This is a genomic window from Caulobacter sp. DMC95, from assembly GCF_056313785.1.
In genome coordinates, this window is sequence record NZ_JBQUZP010000003.1 from 441,672 (window position 1) to 463,894 (window position 22,223).

At 67.5% G+C, this 22,223-nt stretch carries 19 protein-coding genes and 1 pseudogene; 11 read left to right on the forward strand and 9 right to left on the reverse strand.

What is annotated here, in order from left to right; genetic code table 11:
* On the reverse strand, window positions 1-723 hold the full coding sequence (locus ACT53N_RS10170; RefSeq protein ID WP_476063776.1) for a hypothetical protein: 723 nt from the start codon (window positions 721-723) through the stop codon (window positions 1-3).
* A gap of 125 nt (window positions 724-848) precedes the next feature.
* On the reverse strand, window positions 849-1,148 hold the full coding sequence (gene rpmB, locus ACT53N_RS10175; RefSeq protein WP_010918547.1) for a 50S ribosomal protein L28: 300 nt from the start codon (window positions 1,146-1,148) through the stop codon (window positions 849-851).
* Window positions 1,149-1,413: 265 nt separating this feature from the next.
* Here rpmB and ACT53N_RS10180 point away from each other — a divergent pair, with 265 nt between their 5' ends.
* Together ACT53N_RS10180 and ACT53N_RS10185 are read left to right on the forward strand one after the other, a co-directional pair.
* Entirely contained in the window at window positions 1,414-1,896 is a 483-nt protein-coding gene (locus tag ACT53N_RS10180; protein WP_476063777.1) for a DUF3617 domain-containing protein, read from the forward strand.
* A gap of 215 nt (window positions 1,897-2,111) precedes the next feature.
* Window positions 2,112-2,243: pseudogene (locus ACT53N_RS10185) on the forward strand (hypothetical protein); the annotation flags it as partial.
* Between the two features lie 24 nt (window positions 2,244-2,267).
* Here ACT53N_RS10185 and ACT53N_RS10190 read toward each other — a convergent pair.
* Window positions 2,268-2,843 (reverse strand): methylated-DNA--[protein]-cysteine S-methyltransferase, encoded by a 576-nt coding sequence (locus tag ACT53N_RS10190; protein ID WP_476063778.1) that lies wholly within the window; start codon window positions 2,841-2,843, stop codon window positions 2,268-2,270.
* An 80-nt stretch (window positions 2,844-2,923) separates the two neighbouring features.
* On the opposite strand from ACT53N_RS10190, the gene ACT53N_RS10195 reads away from it, so the two are divergent.
* Window positions 2,924-4,558 carry an amidohydrolase gene (locus ACT53N_RS10195; RefSeq protein WP_476063779.1) on the forward strand — a complete coding sequence of 545 codons (1,635 nt, stop codon included), beginning with the start codon at window positions 2,924-2,926 and terminating at the stop codon, window positions 4,556-4,558.
* 17 nt (window positions 4,559-4,575) lie between these two features.
* Here ACT53N_RS10195 and ACT53N_RS10200 read toward each other — a convergent pair whose 3' ends face one another.
* Entirely contained in the window at window positions 4,576-5,004 is a 429-nt protein-coding gene (locus tag ACT53N_RS10200) for a GFA family protein (protein WP_476063780.1), read from the reverse strand.
* 70 nt (window positions 5,005-5,074) lie between these two features.
* Window positions 5,075-6,949 carry a hybrid sensor histidine kinase/response regulator gene (locus ACT53N_RS10205; RefSeq protein ID WP_476063781.1) on the reverse strand — a complete coding sequence of 625 codons (1,875 nt, stop codon included), beginning with the start codon at window positions 6,947-6,949 and terminating at the stop codon, window positions 5,075-5,077.
* 165 nt (window positions 6,950-7,114) lie between these two features.
* Here ACT53N_RS10205 and ACT53N_RS10210 point away from each other — a divergent pair, with 165 nt between their 5' ends.
* Both ACT53N_RS10210 and ACT53N_RS10215 read left to right on the forward strand, forming a co-directional pair.
* Window positions 7,115-9,682 carry a helicase-related protein gene (locus ACT53N_RS10210; RefSeq protein ID WP_476063782.1) on the forward strand — a complete coding sequence of 856 codons (2,568 nt, stop codon included), beginning with the start codon at window positions 7,115-7,117 and terminating at the stop codon, window positions 9,680-9,682.
* Window positions 9,679-9,975, forward strand: a complete 297-nt coding sequence (locus ACT53N_RS10215; RefSeq protein WP_476063783.1) for an RNA-binding S4 domain-containing protein — start codon at window positions 9,679-9,681, stop codon at window positions 9,973-9,975. The genes ACT53N_RS10210 and ACT53N_RS10215 overlap by 4 nt, the downstream gene beginning before the upstream one ends.
* Window positions 9,976-10,102: 127 nt before the next feature.
* Here ACT53N_RS10215 and ACT53N_RS10220 read toward each other — a convergent pair whose 3' ends face one another.
* Entirely contained in the window at window positions 10,103-12,187 is a 2,085-nt protein-coding gene (locus ACT53N_RS10220; RefSeq protein ID WP_476063784.1) for a putative bifunctional diguanylate cyclase/phosphodiesterase, read from the reverse strand.
* 264 nt (window positions 12,188-12,451) lie between these two features.
* On the opposite strand from ACT53N_RS10220, the gene fdxA reads away from it, so the two are divergent.
* Window positions 12,452-12,793: a ferredoxin FdxA gene (gene fdxA, locus ACT53N_RS10225; protein ID WP_010918540.1), complete on the forward strand. Its 342-nt coding sequence runs from the start codon at window positions 12,452-12,454 to the stop codon at window positions 12,791-12,793.
* A 352-nt stretch (window positions 12,794-13,145) separates the two neighbouring features.
* Window positions 13,146-13,649, forward strand: a complete 504-nt coding sequence (locus ACT53N_RS10230; RefSeq protein WP_024265581.1) for a CarD family transcriptional regulator — start codon at window positions 13,146-13,148, stop codon at window positions 13,647-13,649.
* A gap of 110 nt (window positions 13,650-13,759) precedes the next feature.
* Here the strand turns inward: ACT53N_RS10230 and ACT53N_RS10235 are convergent, their stop codons facing one another.
* On the reverse strand, window positions 13,760-16,090 hold the full coding sequence (locus tag ACT53N_RS10235) for a PAS domain-containing hybrid sensor histidine kinase/response regulator (protein WP_476063785.1): 2,331 nt from the start codon (window positions 16,088-16,090) through the stop codon (window positions 13,760-13,762).
* 205 nt (window positions 16,091-16,295) lie between these two features.
* Between ACT53N_RS10235 and ACT53N_RS10240 the strand changes: the two genes are divergently transcribed.
* The gene (locus ACT53N_RS10240; protein WP_476063786.1) at window positions 16,296-17,594 is read left to right on the forward strand and encodes a DUF5690 family protein; all 1,299 of its coding nucleotides are present in this window, start codon (window positions 16,296-16,298) and stop codon (window positions 17,592-17,594) included.
* An 87-nt stretch (window positions 17,595-17,681) separates the two neighbouring features.
* Complete coding sequence (locus tag ACT53N_RS10245) at window positions 17,682-18,056, forward strand: DUF6491 family protein (protein ID WP_476063787.1); 375 nt, start codon at window positions 17,682-17,684, stop codon at window positions 18,054-18,056.
* 10 nt (window positions 18,057-18,066) lie between these two features.
* Here ACT53N_RS10245 and ACT53N_RS10250 read toward each other — a convergent pair whose 3' ends face one another.
* Together ACT53N_RS10250 and ACT53N_RS10255 are read right to left on the reverse strand one after the other, a co-directional pair.
* Entirely contained in the window at window positions 18,067-19,500 is a 1,434-nt protein-coding gene (locus ACT53N_RS10250; protein WP_476063788.1) for a S41 family peptidase, read from the reverse strand.
* 81 nt (window positions 19,501-19,581) lie between these two features.
* Window positions 19,582-20,691, reverse strand: coding sequence for a helix-turn-helix domain-containing protein (locus tag ACT53N_RS10255; RefSeq protein WP_476063789.1), 1,110 nt, complete (start codon window positions 20,689-20,691; stop codon window positions 19,582-19,584).
* 75 nt (window positions 20,692-20,766) lie between these two features.
* On the opposite strand from ACT53N_RS10255, the gene ACT53N_RS10260 reads away from it, so the two are divergent.
* Entirely contained in the window at window positions 20,767-21,378 is a 612-nt protein-coding gene (locus tag ACT53N_RS10260) for a sigma-70 family RNA polymerase sigma factor (RefSeq protein WP_476063790.1), read from the forward strand.
* A complete protein-coding gene (gene chrR / locus ACT53N_RS10265; RefSeq protein WP_476063791.1) occupies window positions 21,375-22,013 on the forward strand; it encodes a cadmium/peroxide/UV radiation responsive anti-sigma factor ChrR in 639 nt (212 codons plus the stop codon). The genes ACT53N_RS10260 and chrR overlap by 4 nt, the downstream gene beginning before the upstream one ends.
* The last annotated feature ends 210 nt before the right edge of the window (window positions 22,014-22,223 follow it).

Below are 22,223 nucleotides of genomic sequence, written 5' to 3' on the forward strand. Positions count from 1 at the left end.
CTAGCGCGGGCCGATCAGCGTCGGCGCCAGCGCGCTCCACCAGTCGCTGCGCGCGATCCACGCCGCGCTGATCTGGAGAGGCAGCAGCACCGCGACGCAGAGAACGGTGGCGGGGTGGACCCGACCGGTCGTTTTGCGATCATGGAGCGCTAACGCCACGAGGAAGAGGTCCATCACTAGATAGCTGAAGAGGTCCAACGCCACCGGATCCAACAGCGGCAGCTTCAAGGTCCAGCGCGTGGCCGCCGGCGCAACCAGGCACAGGGCTGCGACATAGGTCAGACGGCGATGCCACTCGCGATGCCGGGTCACGAGCAGTATGGACGCCAGCATCAGCCCCGCGAACAGCGTCAGATCAGTCAGGTTGAACCAGGTACCGTAGTAGGGATCAGCGGTCCGGGCGGCCAGCCGGAGCTCGGCGGCGCGCTGCGCCATCCAATAGCCCAGCGGGATCATCGCGCCGGTCAAGGCCAATCCCGTCAAGCCGATTTCACGATGGAACGCGATGCGTCCCCGCGAGGCCAGCCACGTCTGCCAGACATACAGGCCCATCCAGGCGAAGAACGCCAAGCCGTGCACGTGGTGCAGCAGATCGAACCGCTTTGAGCCGGTGACCAGCGGCGCATAGTAGGTCAGCGGGAAACTTAGAACGACAATCGCCGCCATGATGACGGCCGTCGCGAAGAAGAAACGCCGTTTCGGCGCACTGGCGATGTCAGACATTTGCGCCCCCCCGGCTCTGCCTACGCAACCTGCCATGCTGTCGCGCCCGGCGACAACGACGAAAAGCCCGCCAGGATTGCTCCTGGCGGGCTTTTGAATTCGTCAGCCTTGAAAGGCTAGAAGCCTTAGGCGGCCTGAGCGGCGGCCTTGGCCTTGGCCTTCACCTGGGCCTTGATCTTCAGGGCGCGCGGCGACAGCTGCTCGTCCTTGGCGCCCAGCAGGAAAGTGTCCAGGCCGCCCTTGAAGTCGAGAGTGCGCAGGGCCGCGTTGCTGATGCGCAGCTTGAAGCTCTGGCCCAGCGACTCCGACTGGAGCGTGGCGGGCGACAGGGCCGGCAGGAAGCGGCGCTTGGTCTTGATGTTCGAGTGGCTCACATTGTGGCCGACCATCGGACCGATACCGGTAAGTTCGCAACGGCGCGACATGGTGGTTACCTTGGCTTGGGCGAAGCCCCGCCCTCTTGAGAAGAGCCTGGCCCGCTAAGATATGAATTCGGACACGCGAACCGAACGAGCCGGCCGCGCGAGAGCGGGCGATATAGGCGAAGGCCCGCCCCTGAGTCAAGGCTGGTCTGGGTTTGCCGGGCCTCCCGGCTTTCGCGGCTGCGAAGGAACCAGGCCCTCCCGCGCCGCCTTCAAGCACGGTTCATCTGGCGCCTTATATAGAAGTCGCCTGAAGGAGACCCGCCCCATGCGTTCGACCACCCTCGCCGCCTCCGCCCTGGCCCTCGCCGTCGGCGTCGCCACGGCCGGATACAGCCTGGCCCAGCCGCTGGTCGCCGCAGCGAGTCGCGTCGCCGCCCCAGCGACGAAGACGACGATTCTCCCCGGTCACTGGGAGTACGACTACAAGATCGGCCCGATCCCCGCCGGCAGCGAGACACGCTGTCTGAAACCGGCCGATGTGGAACAGTTCTCGCGCGGCATCTGCACCCGCAAGTATCGCTGCGACTACACGACCAATGTGGTCCAGAACGGCAAGATCCGACTCAAGGGCTCGTGGACCGACAAGAAGGACCGCGTCGCGCCGGTGACCGCCGAGGGCAGCTACACGCCCGAGCGCTTCAAGCTGAACATCAACATCAAGACCATAAACGGCCTGCCGCTCGCTGGAACCATGACCGCCAAGCGCCTGTCGGCTGAGTGCCCGCCCGATCAGACTGCGGCCAAATAGCCCCGGAGATTGAAAGCGATTTGTGGTTAATGCAGTTTAAGCTACAATAGCTAGTAGGGAACAAACACTGAATTGGCGAACGTCGCTGATTCGGTCCTGATTCGTTTCGCCCCTGTTCGGCGAAACGTTAGCGCGCGTTAAGCGGTGTTTCCCAGCCCTTGATACTTGCAGCCTTGGATCGCTGGGACGCCGTGACCTGTAAGGCGGGTCGCCGGCGCAGGAACGCCCCCTCCGTCTCGCTGCGTAACCGCAGCGATCCACCTCCCCCGCAAGCGGGGCAGGAGGGCGGCGGCTTCCTCCCCACCCGCAAAGCGGGGGAGGTGTCGCGGGGCCGACAGGCGACGTGACGGAGGGGGCGCTCCCGCCCCCCCCTACCCGCCCCGCGGCGGGGCCACCGAAAACTCCAGATCAAACAAGGTCGGCGCGGCGCTTGTGCGCGCCTTCTCGATCGTCAGCAGTCGGGCCTTGGTCGTCGAGCCGCCCGGCGCGGAAAAGCCGCCCATGCCGCCTGACGAGCCCAGCACCCGGTGACAGGGCACCACGATCGGCCAGGGGTTCTCGCCCAGGGCCTTACCCACGGCGCGCGCCGCGCCAGGTTCGCCCATGGCGCGGGCCACCTCGCCATAGGTCGAGGTCTCGCCCGGCGGAATGGCCCGGGCGATGGCGTAGACCCGCAGGTTGAAGGCGCTCTGGCCGTCGACGTCGAGGACGATGTCGGCGAGGTCATCGCGCCCGCCTGCCAGCAGGTCGCGGATACGATCGATGACGGCCTCGATCTCGGGCGGCGGCTCGGTCTCGACAGCGTCGGGGAAACGCTTGCGCAGCCGCGCCCAGGCCGCGCCGGGCGTCGCCTCGGGCAACTGCACGCCGATCAGGCCGCCCGCGCCCCAGGCGAGGCCGCAGCGGCCGATCACGGTGTCGAAAAGGGCGAAACCCTGCTTGGTCATCGCCAAAAGTTAGCAGGCCTGTTGCGACTTGGCAGGCGGCCGCCGTACGTTTTCCGGAACTTGCTGTTTGGAGACCGCCCGTGCGCCGCCTTGTTCTCGCCGCCCTGCTGGCCGCGACCTCTCTGACCACGGCCAAGGCCGGCGATCTCCTGATCCACGGCGGCCCGATCCATACGGGCGTCGAGACCGCGCCCAAGGCCGAGGCGGTGCTGATCCGCGACGACAGGATCCTGTTCGTCGGCCCTCTGGCCGCCGCCAAGGCCAAGGCCGCCAAGGACGTCCGCGCCATCGACCTGAAAGGGGCGGCCGCCTATCCGGGCTTCGTCGACGCCCACGCCCACCTGACCGGGATCGGCCTGCGCGAGCTGACCTTGAATCTCGACCAGACCAAGTCCCTGGCTGACTTCGTCGCCACGGTGAAGGCCTACGCCGCCGCCCATCCCGAGGGCGCGATCTATGGCCGGGGCTGGATCGAGACCCACTGGCCCGAGAAGCGCTTCCCGACCAAGGCGGATCTCGACGCCGCCGCGCCGGGGCGGATCATCGTGCTGGGCCGCTCGGACGGCCACGCCAGCGTCGCCTCCAGCGCCGCCCTGGCCAAGGCGGGCGTCACCGCCGCCACCGTCGCCCCGCCCGGCGGCGATATCCTCAAAGGTCCCGACGGCCAGCCCGACGGCATGCTGATCGACCACGCCCAGTCCCTGGTGCGGAACGTCATCCCGCCGCCGAACGAGGCCCTCAAGCGCGAGGCCCTGCGCAAGGCCAGCCAGATCTACGCCGCGCGCGGCTGGACCGGCATGGCCAACATGAGCGTCATGGCCGACGACCTGGCCCTGCTACGCGACGAGGCCGCCAAGGGCGCGTTCCACATCCGCATCGACAACTACATGGACCCCAGCGGCGCCGAGGAGGTGCTGACCAAGGGGCCACAGACCGACGCCACCGGCCTGATCCGCGTGCGCGGCATCAAGCTCTATATGGACGGCGCCCTGGGCTCGCGCGGCGCGGCTCTGCTGGAGCCCTACAGCGACGCCGACACGCTCGGCCTACAACTGACCCAGCCCGAGCAGGGCCTGGCGCTGATGAAGCGGGCCAAGGCCGCCGGGGCCCAGGTCGCCATGCACGCCATCGGCGACCGCGGCAACCGCCTGGTGCTGGACTGGTTCGAGCAGAGCCTGGGCCCCGACGCCAAGGCCGCGCGCTGGCGCAACGAGCATTCGCAGATCGTGGCCGACACCGACGTGCCGCGCTTCGCCAAGCTCGGGGTCATCGCCTCGATGCAGCCGAGCCACGCGATCGGCGACCTCTTCTTCGCCCCCGCGCGCCTGGGCAAGGCGCGGCTACACGAGGGCTATCGCTGGAGCGACTTCCTGAAGGCCGGGGTCGTGGTGGCGGCGGGCTCGGACGCGCCCGTCGAGGTCGGTGATCCGCGCATCGAGTTCTACGCCGCCATCTATCGCCACAGCCTGGACGGTTTCGCCAACGAGGACTGGCATCTCGATCAGGCTGTCAGCCGGGCGGAAGCGCTGAAAATGCTGACCCTGGCGCCGGCCTACGCCGTGTTCCGCGAAAAGGAGCTGGGCACGCTGGAGGCCGGCAAGAAGGCCGACGTCACCGTCTTTGACCGCGACCTGATGACCGTCGAGCCCAAGGCGATCCTCACCGCTCAGCCGGTGCTGACGGTCGTGAACGGCAAGGTGGTGTTCGAGAAGTAGAGGTCGGCGCCCCTGCGTCAGGTCCCTTCGGGAAATCGGCCATGCCGCGGCAGATCGGCAAGGTCGGCCAGCCATTCGGGCGCGTCGTCGAGCTGGATCAGGGCTTCCGGACGTAGTGCGTTCGGGTTGTCGAGCGTAGCGGCGCGCACGTCGACCTCGCCCGGAAACTGGCTATCGCTGCGATAGAACAGGCCGGTCCCGCAGGTCGGGCAGAACAGCCGCCGTACGTCGCCCGAAGAGTTGTAGGCCGCCGTGACGCCGGTGACCTCAAGAGCCGTCTCGGCGACCACCGCCCAGGCCACCGTCGGCGCGCCCGCGCTTCGCCGGCAATCGACGCAGCAACAGAGCGAACAGCGGCGAGGTCGGGCGCTGATCCGGTATCGCACACCGCCGCAATGACAGCCGCCCGTCAGCGGTGCAAAAACGCTCTCATCGACAACCGTCATGGCGCTCGGGTCTCCAAGGGACCTGTCGCGGGCCTACCATGGGCGACGCCGTCCCACCACGCGCGCCAGCTCAAGCGGCGCGGTCACCCAGCAGCGCGGCCTGCAGATCGGCCATCATGATCGGCTTCTGCACCACGCCGTCCATGCCGGCGGCGTTATAGGTCTCGATCTGGTGGGGCATGGCGTTGGCGGTCAGGGCGACGATCCGCGTGGCGGGAAGGCCGCGCTCGGCTTCCAGCCGGCGGATTTCCAGCGTGGCGTCGACGCCGTTCTTCAGCGGCATCTGGATATCCATCAGCACCAGATCCCACGCGCCGGTGCGCCAGGCCCGCACCACCGCCTCGCCATCGGCCACGATCACCGGGTCGATGCCAAGCGCGTTGAGGACCGTCCGAACGACCCGTTGGTTGGCCTCGTTGTCCTCGGCCACCAGCACCCGCAGCATCTGGTCCTGGCCGGTCGCGCGCTCGCTGGCCCGATCGCGGTTCATCGGCAGGACGACGGTGAACAGGCTGCCCTGGCCCACCTGGCTCTCGACCTCCAGCCGACCGCCCATCAGGCCCGCCAGCCGGTGGCAGACGCTCAGCCCGATCCCGGCGCCGCCGAACGCCCGGGTCGAGGCGTCGTCAACCTGGGTGAAGGCCTCGAACAGACGCGGCAGCGCTTCGGCGTCGATCCCCATGCCCGTATCGGCGACCGACAGGACGAGCTCGCCCGCCCTCGCCAACGCCGTGACCCGCACCTGCCCGGCGGCCGTGAACTTCAGGGCGTTGGCGACCAGATGATAGAGGATCTGGTGCAGCCGACGCGCGTCGCCCAGCCAGCGGCCGGCGGCCTCGGCGTCGACCTCGATCTGGAGGGCCACGCCCTTGTCCTCGGCCATCAGGACGGCCGCATCGCATGCCTCGCCGATGGTCGCAGCGAGGTCGAAAGGCTTGCTCTCCAGCCGGATGGCGCCGCGCTCAAGGTCCGAGAGGTCGAGGATCTCGTTGAGCAGCATCAGCAGCACCGAGCCCGAGCTCATGATCAGCTCGACCCGTTCGCGCTGGGAGGGCACCATCGGCTCGCGGAGCAGCGACTGGCTCATCCCCAGGACGCCATTGAGCGGCGTGCGCAGCTCATGGCTCATATTGGCCAGGAACCGTTCCTTCAGGCGATTGGCGTTCTCCGCCGCCTCGCGCGCTAGCGTCGCCTCGCGCAATGCGGCCTGGCGATCAGCGTCGTAGGCCTCCAGCGTCGCCAGCAGGTGGTTGAAACGCTGGGTCAGCAGGCCAAGCTCGTCATCGCGCGCCACGGGAACCCTGGCGCTGAAATCCTTCGAGGTAGCGGCTTGGTCGACCGACTCGGCCAGCACGCTTAGCGGCGCCAAGGCCTGGCGCGTCAGGCGACGGGCCATCAGGCCAGCGCCCGCCAGGGCCGCAGCGGAGAGCAGGAGCGCGATGGCGATATTGACGAAGCGCGAAACCAGCAGGTCCTGGCCGTCAACCAGCACCGCGATGGCCCCGACCTGTTCGCCGTCGACCCGGATGGGGGCGAAGGCCTCAAGCTGAACGCCGCGATAGCGGAACTCCGGCGCCGTCACCGGCTTGACCGCCGGCGGGCCGAACGTCGCGCCTTGGCTGGCGAAACGGATCTCGCGCCCCTGGGCTGGGGCGTAGGCCACCGCGACCTTACGATCGCTGGAGGCGATCAGCTCCCGGATGGTGTCGACCGCGGCGACATCCTTGCGCGTGACATGGGCGTGGGCGGTGCGCGCTAGGGCCTCGGCCAGGACGAGGGTTTCCTGCGCCAGGGCCTCGCGGTCGACTCGCCAGTTCCGCCACTGATAGACCGAGAAGGCCGCCAACAGAGCCACGATGGTCGACAGCAACGCCACGCCGACGATCTGCGTTTCCAGTCGGCGTCCGCCGCGCGGCGGAGGGTCGGCGTCAGCGCCCTTGGTCATTCATTGGCATCCCGTGTTGAGGACCAAGCTGAACTGTGTTGGCGATAGGGCCGAACGAAAAGGTGAACTTGGAGCAGGTGCGACGACAGGTCGCGGATGATTCACCTGCGGCGCCTCGCCGCCGCTAAGCTTGCTCCAGGTCGATTCCCGCCCCACTTTCCGGCCATGAGCGACCGTTCGACCGGCCTGGCCCCCTCGAAGCTGACCGCGGTGCTGGGACCCACCAACACCGGCAAGACGCACCTGGCCGTCGAGCGGATGTTGGGCCACGCCTCAGGCATGATCGGTCTGCCGCTGCGCCTGTTGGCGCGCGAGATCTACGACCGCATCGTCAAGCTGCGCGGCAAGGCGGCCGTGGCCCTGATCACCGGCGAGGAGAAGATCGTCCCGGCCCGCGCGGCCTATTTCGTCTGCACGGTCGAGGCCATGCCGCTGGGCCGCGAGGTCGAGTTCCTGGCCGTCGACGAGATCCAGCTCTGCGCCGATCCCGAGCGCGGCCACATCTTCACCCACCGCCTGCTGCATGCGCGCGGCAAGTTCGAGACCATGTTCCTCGGCGCGGGCACCATGGCGCCGCTGGTCCGCCGCCTGCTGCCCGACGCCGAGATCGTGTCGCGCGAGCGGTTCTCCAACCTGTCTTACGCAGGCTCCAAGAAGCTGACCCGCCTGCCCCGGCGCACGGCGATCGTCGCCTTCTCCACTGACGCGGTCTACGCCATCGCCGAGTTGATCCGCCGGCAAAGAGGCGGCGCGGCCGTGGTCATGGGAAGCCTTTCGCCCCGCACCCGCAACGCCCAGGTGGCCCTCTATCAGTCCGGCGAGGTCGACTTCCTGGTGGCCACCGACGCCATCGGCATGGGCCTGAACATGGACGTCGACCATGTGGCCTTCGCAGGGCTTCGCAAGTTCGACGGCAAGCGCACCCGCTGGCTCTATCCGCAGGAGGTCGGCCAGATCGCCGGGCGCGCGGGCCGCTACACCCGCGACGGCACCTTTGGCGTCACGGGCGACTGCGAGGAGATCGACGAGGATCTGGTCGAGGCCGTGGAGAGCCACACCTTCGAGCCAATCACCCAGGCTGAGTGGCGCAACGCCCGCCTGGACTTCGGCTCGCTGCCAGGCCTGCTGCGTTCGCTGTCCGAGACGCCTCAGCGCGGCGCGCTCAAGCTGTCGGACGAGGCGCTGGACGAGCGCACCCTGCGGGCCCTGGCCCAGCAGGAGGACGTCATCAAGCGCTGCAAGAGCGACCGCTCGGCCCTGATCCGCCTGTGGGAGGTCTGCCAGACGCCGGACTTCCGCAAGACCACGGACGACGACCACCAGCGGATGGCGCGCACCCTGTTCGACGACCTGACGACGGGCCGCAAGCGCCTGCCCGAGGACTGGGTGGGCGCCCAGTTCAAGGCCCTGGACCGCACCGACGGCGAGATCGACAGCCTGGCTGCGCGCCTGTCGGGCGTGCGCACGCTCAGCTACATCGCCAACCGTCCCGACTGGGTGGCCAATCCCGCCCATTGGCAGGGCCTGACCCGCCAGCTGGAAGACCGGATCAGCGACACCCTGCACGAAAAGCTGATGGCCCGGTTCATCGACCGGCGCACCAGCGTCCTCCTCAAGCAGCTGGGCGAGCGCGAGACGCTCTATGCCGGCGTCGGCCAGGACGGCGAGGTGACGGTCGAAGGCCATGTGGTCGGGCATCTGTCAGGCGTGGCCTTCACCCCGGCCAAGGGCGCTTCGCCGCTGGAGGAGAAGGCGCTGCGCAACGCCGCCCAGCGCGCGGTGGGCCCCGAGATCGCCCGACGCCTGGGCCTCCTGGCCAGCGAGGCCGACGACGCCTTCGCCCTGACGCCCGACGGCACCATCCTGTGGCGCGGCGAGGTGGCGGGCGCGGTGCGTCGCGACCAGACCCTACTCTCCCCCCGCGCCCGCCTGCTGGGCGACCTTGGCCCCGCCGCGGTGCGCGAGCGGGCCGAGCGGCGGCTGGACGCCTTCCTGGCCGGCGAGGTCGATCGGCATCTGGCCCCGCTGCGCAAGCTGGAACGAGCGCTGGCCGGCGGCGAGCTGAAGGGCCTGCCGCGTGGGATCGCCCACCGCCTGCTGGAGGCCGGCGGTGTGCTGGACAAGCGGCCGGTTGATCCGGAGCTGAAAGCACTGAGCCAAGGCGAGCGTCGCACGCTCAAGGGCCTGGGCGTGCGGATCGGCGCGTTCAGCCTGTTCTGCCCGGGCGTGCTGAAGGCCGAGGCGATCGCCTGCGCGCGGGCCCTGAACCCGGCCGGCTGGCGCGGGGCGCTGACGACGCTGGAGAAGCTGCCCTCGCCCGAGCCCAGCGCGCGCGAGCTGTCGGCCAGCGGCCTGCGCGCCGTCGCGGGCTTCAGCATCCCGGTGGAGCAACTGGAAAAGCTGGACGCCCTGCTCCGAGCCGCTCAGCAACACGGGGGCGTCGTCTTGACTGAGGCGGCTCTGGCCGACCTCGGCTGGACCGACAAGCAGGCCGCCGCCGTCCTGCGCGCGCTAGACTACACCCCCGCCATCCGCGCCAAGCCGGACCAGCCGATCGTCTGGAAGCGTCGCGGCGCCGCCAAGCTGGAGCAAAAGCCGGTCAAGGCGCGACCGGACTCGCCGTTCGCGGCGCTCGCCAAGCTCACGGAACCGCCGCCGCCTCCGCCGCGCCGAAAGAAGCCACGCCGCCGTAAGCCGGCCGCAGCCAAGGCGCCGAGCCGGGCCGCCTCATGACCGCCCACGACGACGCGATCAACGACGCAGTCCGCGCCGATGTCTGGCTGTGGCGCGCCCGCTTCTTCAAGACCCGCTCCCTGGCGGCCCGGTTCGTCGAGGAAGGCCGCATTCGCCTGACCCGCGCGGGGACCGAAAGCCGGATCGACAAACCCTCCCGCACGATCAAGCCCAGCGACGTGCTGGTGTTCGGCCTGGCCGGCCGGGTGATCGCCGTCCGCGTGCTCGATTGCGGCGAACGCCGGGGCCCGGCGTCCGAAGCGCGGGGGCTGTACGAGGCGGTGGAGGGGTAAGAGTCCAGTTCCTCCCCCGCGATGCGGGAGAGGTGACCCAGAGGGCCGGAGGGGGCGAATGCGGCTTTCGCCCAGTTCGCCCCCTCGGTCGCTCCGCGACAGCTCCCCCGCATCGCAGGGGAGCATCCTACCCCCCAAAACCCTTCAAGAACCCCGCCACCTCGCCGGCCGGCATCGGGCGGCCGAAGTGGTAGCCCTGGATCTGGTCGCAGCCGTAGCTGGCCAGGGCTTGCAGTTGGTCGGCGTCCTCCACGCCCTCGGCCACGACCTTCATGCCCATGGACGTACCGAGCGTGATCACAGCCTTCACGATGGCGGCGTCCTCGCCGTTCTGGACGAAGGACTTGTCGATCTTCAGGCGATCGATCGGGAACTGGCGGAGGTTGGCTAGGCTGGCGTAGCCGGTGCCGAAGTCATCGAGAGCGATCATCACGCCGGCCTCATGCAGGCGGCGCACAGTGTCGCTGACCAGGTCCGAACCCCAGCCCATATAGACGTTCTCGGTCACCTCGATGGTCAGCCGCTCGCAAGGCACGTTCCAGCGCGCGAGGCGCTCCTGGATCTCCTCGGCCAGACGTCCTGAGCGGAACTGGGCCGAGCTGATGTTGACGGCGACACGCCCGAACTCGACCCCTTCGTCCAGCCAGGCCCGCATCTGCTTCAACGCCGCCTCGAAGGCGACGTCGCCCAGCTTCAGCGACAGGTCCTGGTCCTCGAACGCCGCCATGAACCGGGCCGGCGTCAGCACCCCCTGTTCGGGATGAGCCCAACGCATCAGGGCTTCAAAGCCGGCGACCCGGTTTTCGCGAATGTCGACCACGGGCTGGTAGTAGAGGGTGAACTCGTTCTCGGTCAGGGCGGCGCGGACATCGCGCAACAGCTCCAGGCGCTGCTCAACCTCGGACCGCATCGACGGCTCGAACACGATGCTACGGTTCCGCCCGGCCTCCTTGGCCCGATAGAGGGCGATGTCGGCGTTCTTGATCATGTGGGCCGGATCGGCGTCCGGATCGCCGTGCAGGGCCGCGCCGATGCTGGCGCTGGCGGTGAAGCTGCGCCCGCCGTGCTGGATCGGACGCCGCAGCAGATCCTGCAGCGCCTCGATCGGCCGGATCATGTCGCTCTCGCTGTGCAGCCCCCGCAGGATCACCGCGAACTCGTCGCCGCCGAGGCGCGCCACCGTGTCGCCGGCCCGGAACGCGTGCTGCAGCATGCCCGCCAGGCGCTTGAGCAGGGCGTCGCCGGCGTCGTGGCCCAGGGTGTCGTTGATGTCCTTGAAGTGATCGACGTCGATCATGATCAGGCCGAACATCTCGCCCAGCGTCTCGGACGCCGACACCGCCTCCTGGAAGCGGTGCTGGAACAGGGTGCGGTTCGGCAGGCCGGTCAGCGGATCCTTGAAGGCCAGGGTTTCGATCGCCTCGGTCTGGCGCCGGCGATCGGTGATATCCTTGAACAGGTTGACCAGCTTCTCGGGCTGGCCGTCCTGTCCGACGAACACCTTGCCGACCGATCGGACCCAGGTCTCGACACCGTCGTCGCGCCTGAGCTTGAACTCGAAGACCTTCGCCTCGCCCACCTTGCGGCTGGCCACCAGGTCGGCGCAGCGCTGGCGGTCTTCAGGATGGACGATCTCGAGCGGATCGTCCTTGAACGTGCAGTACTTCTGCAGTTCCGGAGCGTGGCCGGAGAAGTAGGTTTGTCGGGTCCGCAGGTCGTATTCGCGCACCAGCAGATCGTCGAGCTCCAGGGCCATGGTCAGGCGCTGGCGGTCACGCTCGGCGCGCAGCACGCTTTCGGCGTAGCCGGTGACGTCGCGCGCGGTGACCATCACCGCATAGGTCTCCTCACCGTCGCGACACGCGCTGAACTCGGTGCGCCAGACCCGCTCGACGCCCGCCTCGTCGGTGACCGGCAGATAGCGCGAGAAGGCCAGTCCCTCCTCGGCGCAGGCCAGCAGGGCGGCGGCGTCTTCGGAGGTCACCAGGCCGCCGGCGACCGCGTCGGCGCCGATCACGAGTCCCGGCGCGATCCCTTGCGCGGCCCAATCACGGCTCACCGCGATCAGCGACAGGTCACGGTCCAGCAACGCTGCGGCGAAGGGAATCTCTCTGATAAACTCGCCGAACGCACGCGCACGCGCCCTACCCAGGGCGCGGTTACCGTCTTCGACCTTCACGTCTCGTCGGACAGCCAAGGCTTCAATCTTCATAGAGTCGGATTCCCGACGTTGTTTTTATTGGGCGTTTCCCGAGCGGCATAATTCCGTTCGTTCAATAAGAAATGGTTTTCACCGGGGTAACCGAATGTCGCGGGGACGGCGTGACGCAGGCCAGCCCTGGCCCCAGAAATGCGCGCACTCTGACGGTAGGATCAGAATTCCTGAGCCAATACGGGAGGAAGCCGCATTGACAAGCGGCCGCCAGACTTCGAAAACGCGCCCGCCGAACTCCGCCCGATCTCAACCGAGTTTTCGATGACCTACATCGTCACCGACGCCTGCGTCCGCTGCAAGTTCATGGACTGTGTGGAGGTGTGTCCGGTCGATTGCTTCTACGAGGGCGAGAACTTCCTCGTCATCAATCCGGACGAATGCATCGACTGCGGCGTCTGCGAACCCGAGTGCCCGGTCGACGCGATCAAGCCCGACACCGAGGACGAGGCCGACGGCAAGTGGCTGAAGATCAACGCCGACTACGCCAAGGTCTGGCCGAACATCACGGTCAAGGGCGAGCCCCCCGCCGACCGCGAGGATTTCGAGCGCGAGACCGGCAAGTTCGAGAAGTACTTCAGCGAAAAGCCCGGCAAGGGCTCCTGATCACCATCACGATTTCTCAAGGCCGGAGCCTGACCGCCTCGCGAAAGCTTGGCGGCGTCTCTTGGCGCGTCCGGACGCAACCCTTTCATAGGGCTTAATTTTATGCTATTGTCTTCGACGACGTGACAGCCGCGCTCGTTCGCGACGGTCCGTCTTGTCGAAGAAGCCGTTTCAGAAAACCCATTTGAACCGGCCCGCCCGATCGAAGGCGAAGGGTGTCTTAGAGGTCTATTCCAAATCCTGACAGGCGTAGCCCCGCGTTCCGTATTCCGCGGAGCGGGAACCTGTCGCTTTTGGTTTGGGAATGATGACGGCGTTCGGACCCCGCGGGTCCGTATTGAAGAGGACGAACATGAGCAAGACTGGTCTGGAATTCTCGGTCGGCGATCACGTCGTTTATCCCGCGCACGGCGTGGGCAGCATTCAGGCGATCGAGACCCAGGAAGTGGCCGGCATGTCGCTCGAGGTTTACGTCATCACCTTTGACCACGAAAAAATGACCCTGCGCGTCCCGACTAAGAAGGCCAAAACGGCCGGCCTGCGTCCGCTGGCAGAGGGCGGCACGGTCAGCCAGGCGCTGACCACCCTGAAGGGCCGCGCCCGCGTGAAGCGCACCATGTGGTCGCGCCGCGCCCAGGAGTACGAAGCCAAGATCAACTCAGGCGATCTGATCTCGATCGCCGAGGTGGTCCGCGACCTGCACCGCGCCGAAAACCAGCCGGAACAGTCCTACTCGGAGCGCCAGCTGTATGAGTCGGCCCTCGACCGCATGGCCCGCGAAGTCGCCGCCATCGAGCGCATCGACCGCGAAGCCGCCATCGGCATCCTGACCAAGTCGCTGGTCAAGGCTGCTTAAGGCCAGACTTCACCAACGACATCAAAGACGCCCTCCGCCCAGCGGGGGGCGTTTTTGTTTGATCGGTTTCGGCGGGTTCCGTCCTCGCCCAGGCTCAGAGCCCCCAGCCTCTAGCTCGCCACCGAGCGCTGCGCCCCGGCCACGGCCTGGATCAGCTGGGCGGCGGTGATCGGCTTGCGCACGAGGCCGTCGAAGATGTCGGACAGCTGGAAGTCCATATCGGCCGAGAACGCCAGGATCGGCGCGCTCTGATTGGGCCCCGGCTCGGCGCGGATCGCGCGGGTGGCGTCCAGCCCGTCCAGCACCGGCATGCGGATATCCATCAGGATCAGGTCGAAAGCCTGTTCGCGCGCAGCCTCGACCGCCTGCCGACCATCGCGCGCCTCGACCACCTCGGCGTCGAACACGCCAAGGATCGCCCGGGTCATCTCACGATTGAGCGCATTGTCGTCGGCCAGTAGGATACGGCCGCCAGAACGCACCGGCTCGAAGATCGGCTCGGGCTCTGGGCCGGCCTCTTCATCCCGCAGCGGCGCCGAGGCCGGAATGGAGAACCAGAAGGTGCTGCCTTCGCCCAGCTTGCTGCTGGCGCCGATGCGCCCGCCCATGGCCTCGACGAGACCCTTGCTGATGACCAGCCCCAACCCCGAGCCCCCTCGCGAACGGGCGCGCGAGGATTCAATCTGGGAGAAGCGCTTGAAGAGGTGCGCCTGATCGGCCGGGTCTATGCCGATGCCGGTGTCCTTGACCGCCACGAACAGCTCTTCTAGTTCGCCGCGCCAGATCACCTCGACCGTGATGGATCCGCTGTCGGTGTAGCGGATGGCGTTGCCGATCAGGTTGATCAGCACCTGCCGCACGCGGTCAGGATCGATCATCAGGACGCGCGGCGGCGGATCGACCATGCGTACGCCGATCTGAAGGTTTTTCTCGGCCGCGTGCAGGGCGAACATTCGGACCGTGTCGTCCAGAAGCGGCGCCAGGGCGCAGGGCGCTAGATGCGCCTGCACCTGCCCCGTCTCCAACTTGGACATCTCCAGAACGTCATTGATGACCGACAGCAGCGCCTTGCCCGCCGTGGAGATCCGCCCGACATAGTCGCGCGCCTGTTCCGGCAGACCATCGAGCCCTTCGACCAGGGCGGCGAACCCGATCACCGCCGTCAGCGGCGTCCGCAGTTCGTGGCTCATGTTGGCCAGGAAGGCGGATCTGGCCTCCAGCGCCTGTTCGGCCCGAGCCTGCTCGGCGACAAGCTCGTCGCGGGCGTGCTTGTAGGCGTCGATGTCACGCAGAACGCCTTCGATACGCCCCGCCTTGCGGTCGAACACTGGACGGCCCTGCAGCCAGACCCAGTGACCGTCCTTGTGCAGCGCGCGGGCTTCCAGCGTGGGCGGTATGGCGCTCGGGTCCGCCAACACCGTCCCGAACCCTTTGACGAGGCCAGGCAGATCGTCAGGATGGGTGAGCTTCGCGGCCTTGCGCCCGAGCAGTTCGGCTTCGGTGTAGCCCAGCACGGCTTCGACCGCCGCGCTGACGAAGAGAATATTGCCGCGCCGGTCGACCTCGATGACGATGTCGCGCGTGGCCTTGGCGAGATCCTGAAAACGCGACTCGGTCTTGGCCAAGCTCTGCTGTGCGGCCACCAGGTCGGTGACGTCGACGGTGGTGCCTGACATCGCGATCGGGCGCCCATGATCGCCGAAGTCGAACTCGAAACTGCCAACGATATGACGGACTTCGCCGTCGAGCCGGACGATGCGGTCCATGCGATTTCGGGACGGCTCACCGGTCCGGATATGCTCGGCGACCCAGGCGCGCGCAGCGGGGCGATCTTCCGGATGGAAGCGGCTCAGAACCTCGCCAAGAGAGACCTGTTCGTCCTGGCTCCAGCCATAGAGCTCGCGAAACCTCGGGGACAGGTAGACGTCATTGGTGACCAGATCCACCCGCCAGAAGGCGACCTGCGCCACCTGCTCGGCGAGCATCGCGCGTTGCTGGGTCTCGCGCGCCGCATCACGCGCCTGCCGGGCCTCTTCTTCCAGACGGATGCGGTGGTCGATGTCGCGGGTGACGGCCACCACCTCCAGAGGCCCGCCGTCATCATCGCGAACAAGACGCAGGTGGCTCTCAAGCCAGATGTAGCGCCCATCCTTGGCGCGGCTTCGGTACTGCATGCTGCAATGGGGTTCGCCGGCAAGCATCTGCTTGTAGGCGGCGCGCACCAACTTGACGTCATCAGGATGGTAGAACGCCTCAAAGCCAGCCTCGAGCACTTCCGCCGGGGTCCAGCCCGTCACCCGCTCGACGGCCGGCGACAGGTAATGGTCCTGACCGATCAACCTGTGGCGGCTGATCATGTCGCCCGCGTGCTCGGTCAAGAGACGGAAAAACGCCTCACTGGCCTTCAAGGCGTCAATGTCTTGAGCAAACGGCGTTGGCATCGCCCCGTCATCGCCCAACAATCCTCAACATCCTCGCTATACTTCGCGCCTGCGACAATGCGTCGCGCGCCGGCGTTTCTTCGGGCGCCAGATCACTTTGCGATACTCAACCTGTACCTGTCTCCGCGACGATCAAGAAGGTCGATTGCCCCCCGAGAAGAAAGCAGGCTAGCTGACCGACAGCGCGCAGGGACAAAGGGCAGGCATGACGGAAACAGCGACCAAACCGGGCGATCGCGACACCGTCAGCGCCATGACGCGTTTTCTCGCCTCCGCGCCGCCCTGGCTGTTCGCGCTGTACGGGGGGCTCGCGTCGTTCGCGGTCTATTTCGCAATGTTTGGCTATCGCAAGCCGTTCACCGCAGCAGCCTACGCGCAGCCTGAAGGCTGGCCGTTCGCGTTCGACTTCAAGATCGCGCTCGTGATCGCCCAGGTCGCCGGCTACGCCACGGCCAAGTTCATCGGCGTCAAGGTGATCTCCGAAATGCAGGCCGGCCGGCGCGCCGCGACGATCCTGACCCTGATCTTCGGGGCCGAGATGGCGCTGCTGCTGTTTGGAACCCTGCCGACCGTGATCGGGCCGATGGCGATGTACCTGAACGGTCTTTGCCTGGGCATGATCTGGGGCCTGGTGTTCGGCTTCCTCGAGGGGCGCCGCCTGACCGAGGTGCTGGGTGCGATGCTGTGCGCCAGCTTCATCCTGTCGTCGGGCGTCGCCAAGTCGGTCGGCAAGATGCTGCTATTGTCGAATATCGACGAAAAGTGGATGCCGTTCGTCTCGGGCCTGATCTTCGCGCCCCTGATGCTGGTGGCGGTGCTGGCCCTTTCCCAGCTGCCGCCACCCACGCCGGCCGACGAGGCCGAGCGGGTCAAGCGCGCCCCGATGAACGCCAAGGATCGCGCGGCCCTGTTCGCCGCCCATGCTCCCGCCCTGATCCTGCTGATCGCGGTCTATATGATCCTGACGGCGCTGCGCGATTTCCGCGACAACTTCTCCGCCGAGATCTGGGCCGAGCTAGGCTTCAAGAACGCCGCCGCGATCTTCACCCTGTCGGAGCTTCCCGTCGCGGCGATTGTGCTGATCGGCCTGGCCGCCCTGATGGGGGTCAAGGACAACCGTCGGGCGGTGGCGTTCAATCTTGGCTTCGTGGCCTTGGGCTTTGCGCTGCTGGGCGGCTCGACCCTGGCTTTCCAGATGCAGCTCCTGGGTCCGGTCTGGTGGATGGTGCTGGCCGGGGCGGGGCTCTACATGGGCTATACCCCGTTCAACGCCATGCTGTTTGACCGCATGATCGCCGCCACGGGCAAGATCGGCACCGCCGGCTTCCTGATCTATGTGGCCGACTCGTTCGGCTACATCGGCAGCATCTCGCTGCTGCTGGTGAAGTCCTTCGCCAAGCTCGACATCGCCTGGGCGCCGTTCCTGGCCAATGGCGCGTACCTGGCCTGCGGGCTTGGCCTGATCGGATTGTTCTTCGCCAACCGCCTACTCAAGAGCCTGTAGCGGAAAAGGCGTCGGGGGTCATGCCTTGAGCCTGACCGACTCCGCGGTCAAAGTGCGCTCGGCGGGGCCCCTTTTGGAGTGAACCCTATGCGTATCCTGACCGCATCCGCCGCGCTTTGCGCGCTTCTGGCCGCTGGGTCGAGCCTGGCGGCGGAGCCCAAGGCCGAGCGCGCCTGTTTCCGCGCCTCAGACGTGAACGGCTTCAACGTCGTCGACGATCGCACGGTCGACGTCTCGATCAGCCCGCGCAACGTCTATCGCCTGACCCTGTTCGCGCCCTCGCCCGACATCGACTGGACGATGAACCTGGGCATCCAGGCGCGGGGTGGCTCCTGGGTCTGCGCCGGCATGGACGCCACGATCATCGTGCCCAGCGATTTCGGCGCCCCCCAGCGCTATCCGGTCACCGAGGTCCGCAAGCTGACGCCCGAAGAGATCCAGGCCAAGCGCGCCAAGCGCTGACCAGCAGACCTCACGCCAAGCCTGCGGCCATCGCGGGATCCAAGCCCTTGGTCAGGGTTTCGCGCGTCCTCGGCGCTGCGATATCCGGCGTCATCCCGGCGTCGGGCTGAGGGGTCAACGGGAAGGTCCCAATCAGCGGCAGGTCCACTTCGACGCCAGTGCGCGGCAGCCTGAGGAAGTAGAACGCGCCGCCATTGATGCCGCGCTGGTTTCCTCCGGTCGCCTCGCCGACCAGCACGCCCAGCCGCTCCCGCTGCATAATTTGCGCGAACTGGAAGGTCGCTGAGCTGTTCTGCGGGCCGATCAGGACCCGCACCTGGCCGCGATACCGCGGTCCCTTGGGCGCGATCACCGCGCCCTCGTTATCGCCCTGTTTCAACGTGAAGAAACGCTGATCGAAGGGCTGGGCGTCCTCACCCCAGTCGTCGAAACTCCGGTCCCAGGTATCGAGGTGGGGTCTCAAGGCCTCGGGGATCTGACGATACCGCGTCAGGCGACGCCGGAAGTCCTTGCGCACCGGCGCGTCGATCAGCCGGGCGATGACCGCGTCGCCGCAGTCCAACCCGCCTTCGTTGTCGCGGATATCGATGACCAGGCGCGGAACGTTGTCTGCGATCAGGGCGTCGATCTGCTGGTCCAGCCAGCCGCGCCAGTCCCACTTGGAATTGTAGAGCCCCCAGCCCGGCATGGTCAGGATCGCCGCCTCGCCCCGCCGGCGGATCGTCCAGAGCGGCGTGTCGCCCCGCTCATCGATCTTGGGCGGGCGCAGCGCGCGGCGCTGCTCCAGCGTCACCGCCGGCGCAACCAGGGTCCGACGCCGACCATCCGCCCCCTCGACCACCGCCGTGTGGCGGGTCCGCGAGCCGAATAGCAGCGGATAGAAGATGTCGAAGCTCTCATAGCCGTCGACCGCCTGAACCGACATCAAGGCGCGGCGCTTGCCGTCATTGCCGCCGTCCGCCCGCGCCACCGTCAACAGGCTCTGCAGGATGCGCCCCGTCGCGACGCCGTTAAGACTGACGATTTCATCGCCCGGCCTGACGCCCAGCCCCCATGGATCGGCGGTGACCACCATGCGCTGGTCCAGCCAGACGAACTGCAACGGCACACGATCGGCGCGCTCGAACAGCGCGGCCCGGATCGGCGCGCCCTGATTGTAGAAGTTGGCGTAGGTATGGCCGCAACGGATCGTGGTCAGCAGCCGCGAGAGATCCAGATAGAACCGCTCAAGACCCACGCGCCCGGCGTTATGCAGGCGGTCGAACCGCGTCGCCATCTCGTCCGCAGTGTTATAGCGCAGCAATCCTGGATGCAGCGCCTCATAGGCTTGGCGCAGCAGGCGCACGTCGTCGGCCACCGCGTCCGCGGCAAGATCGGCGGGCGCGGCGAGCGGCGCGACGGCCAGCCCGGCGATCAGGCGGCGGCGATCAAGAACAAGCGACATGAAAAGCTCCGGCTGCGAGACCTGCAGCTTGGCCGCAAGCTTTGCGCTTGGCGTCTCAGAACCCGCAAGACGCGTCGAAATTCAGCCTTTGAGACGTTGCGCGTCGCGCCGCATGGCCTGAGGCGTCATGGCGAAGCGGTCCTGGAAGGCGCGATTGAAGCTGGCCTTCGAACTGAACCCGGCCTCGAGCGCCAGGTCCAGGATCTGTGCGTCGGGACGGCGGGCGACGCCGTCGGCCACCTCCTCGCATCGCAGGCGATTGATGGCGCGCGAGAAGTTCTGGCCCAGACCCTGGTTGAAGGCGCGCGACAGATAGGCGGTGTTGGTGCCGAGCAGCCGCGCGGCGCGATGCAGCGACAGGTCCGGCTGGCGATGCCAGCCCTCGGCGCGGATGCGCTCCAGCCAGGCGGCGCCCTGGACGGCCCAGTCGCGCTCAGGCTCTGGCGGCGGCTCAACCGTGAACTCGATCGGCGGGAACGGCATGGCCGCGTTCCGCCAGCCCTCGATCGCCAGATAGACGGCGATGGCCGCCAGGGCCGCATAGAGCCCCATCAATCCTTTGTAGCCGAGCGGGCTTACAAGGTCCCAAACCGCGTAGAGCGTCCAGACGGCCGCCAGCACGCCTCCCGCCGCCAGGGCCCGGCTCAGCCAGCGGGCGGCGAAGCGGCTGTCGTCGCTGCGGGTAAGGGCCAGCGCCGCGCGGTAGGCTTCCAGCTCGCGCCAGCTCGCCAGACCGTAGGCTGCGAAGCTGGCGATCAGGGCCAGCGAGAAGATCAGGTTCGACGCCTGGCTGGTGAAATCCGCCCAACGCAGCTTGACCGGCAGCGGCAGGAGGAAACTCAGTAATAGCCAGGCGAACTGAACCAGTCCCGGCAGCAGGTGCAGGCGATGGCGTTTGGACGGGCGGCCGCGCGCCAGGGCCGTGACGTAAAGCCAGAGCAGCGGAGGCCCCAGCAACGGTATCGCCACCGGCAGGAAGGTCAGCCACCGCCAGCGGTCATAGAAACCCGCAAAGCCGATCAGCCAGGGCGTGAACACCCCGGCCAGGACCAGCAACAGCAGGGCGAGAAACCGATTGGCCGCACGGTTGGTCAGGGACGTGGACAGCGCCAGGGCGATCGGCAGGATGATCGCCGCCGCGACGCTGAGCACCGCCGTTCGCCATCCAAACACCAGCCCGCTCAGATCCATGCGGCCTCATAGCAAAAAAGTTCGCGAACGCGGAACTTGAGTCATCCGTTCCGGCTATAGCCGCGTATAAGGGGCATGTATGCGGATGGACACGCTCAGACCCGATCTCGCGGCGGCTCGCGCTTGAGCGCCGCTTCGTGCGACGGCGGCGCGCTGATCACGCGCATTGCGCAGGCGCAGGACCGCAGCGCTTTTGCAGAACTTTTCGCGCATTACGCCCCGCGGGTGAAGACCCTGCTGGTGCGCAGCGGCTCCACCCCGTCGGCGGCCGAGGAGCTGGCCCAGGAGGTCATGCTCGCGGTCTGGCGCAAGGCCCACTATTTCGATCCCAAGCGCGCTTCGGCGGCGGCCTGGATCTTCACCATCGCCCGCAATCTGCGCATCGACAGCCTGCGGCGCGGCTCCTCGGCGCTCTACGCCGTAGACCTTAATCTCGGGGCCGAAGAGCCAGCCCAGCCCGATGCGATCCTCAGCGGCATGCAAGACGCCAAACTTGTCCGCTCCGCGATGCAGACCCTCAATCCCGACCAGTCCCAAGCAATCGAAATGGCTTTCTTCCAGGAACAGACCCACAGTCAGATCTCGGAGGCGCTCGGCGTGCCCTTGGGTACGGTCAAGGCGCGAATCCGCTTTGGCATGATGAAACTGCGCGCCTTCATCGAGCGCGAGGCGGGGGTTGCGTCGTGAGCCTGCGTCGCCTGCCCAGTGAAGAGCGCCTGCTGGCCTACGCCGCCGGCACGCTGAGCCCGCCCGAGGCCGTGGTCGTGGCCACGCATCTGGCCCTGCGTCCCGAAACCCGCGTCTGGTCCGAGCTTGGCCAGGCCGTGGGCGGCGACGTGCTGGAAGATCTTGAGCCCAGCGCCCTGGGCGCCGGCGCGCTCGACAAGACCCTGGCCCTCTTGGATACGCCCGCGCCCCAGGAGCCGACCGTGCGGCTGGACAAGACCGACCCCACCCTGCCCGCCCCGCTGCGCGGCTTCGAGCTGGGTCCCTGGCGCTGGCTGGGTCCGGGCGTGCGGGTGCGCGACGTCCTGGGGCCGCGCGACGGCGACTGCCGGGTGATCCTGCTTAAGATCGCGCCGGGCCAGTCCACGCCGCGCCACACCCATGGCGGCGTCGAGCTGACCTGCGTGATCGAAGGCGCCTACGAGACCCACGACGGCGTGTTCGCCGAAGGCGACTTCGAGGAAGCCGATCCGAGCGTGCTGCACCAGCCGCGCGTGGTGTCCAAGAAGGCCTGCCTGTGCGTCGCGGCGCTGGACGGCGAGATTCAGTTGCCGGGTCGCCTGGGCAAGCTGCTCGCGCCCTTCGTCAAGCTCTAGGCTTTCAGCTCATTGCCGAGCCCAACGCACCGCCGCTGCAAAGACTAGATAGCGCGTCATCCCGGAAGCCTCGCAGAGGCTATCCGGGACCCAGGGACCGGCGCATTGTGGTCGCCCCTGGGTCCCGGCTCTACAGACCGCGGCGCGGTCTTCGGGCCGGGATGACGACAGATAACGATCTCGGTTGATCGAGCTCGAACTTCAGAGAAG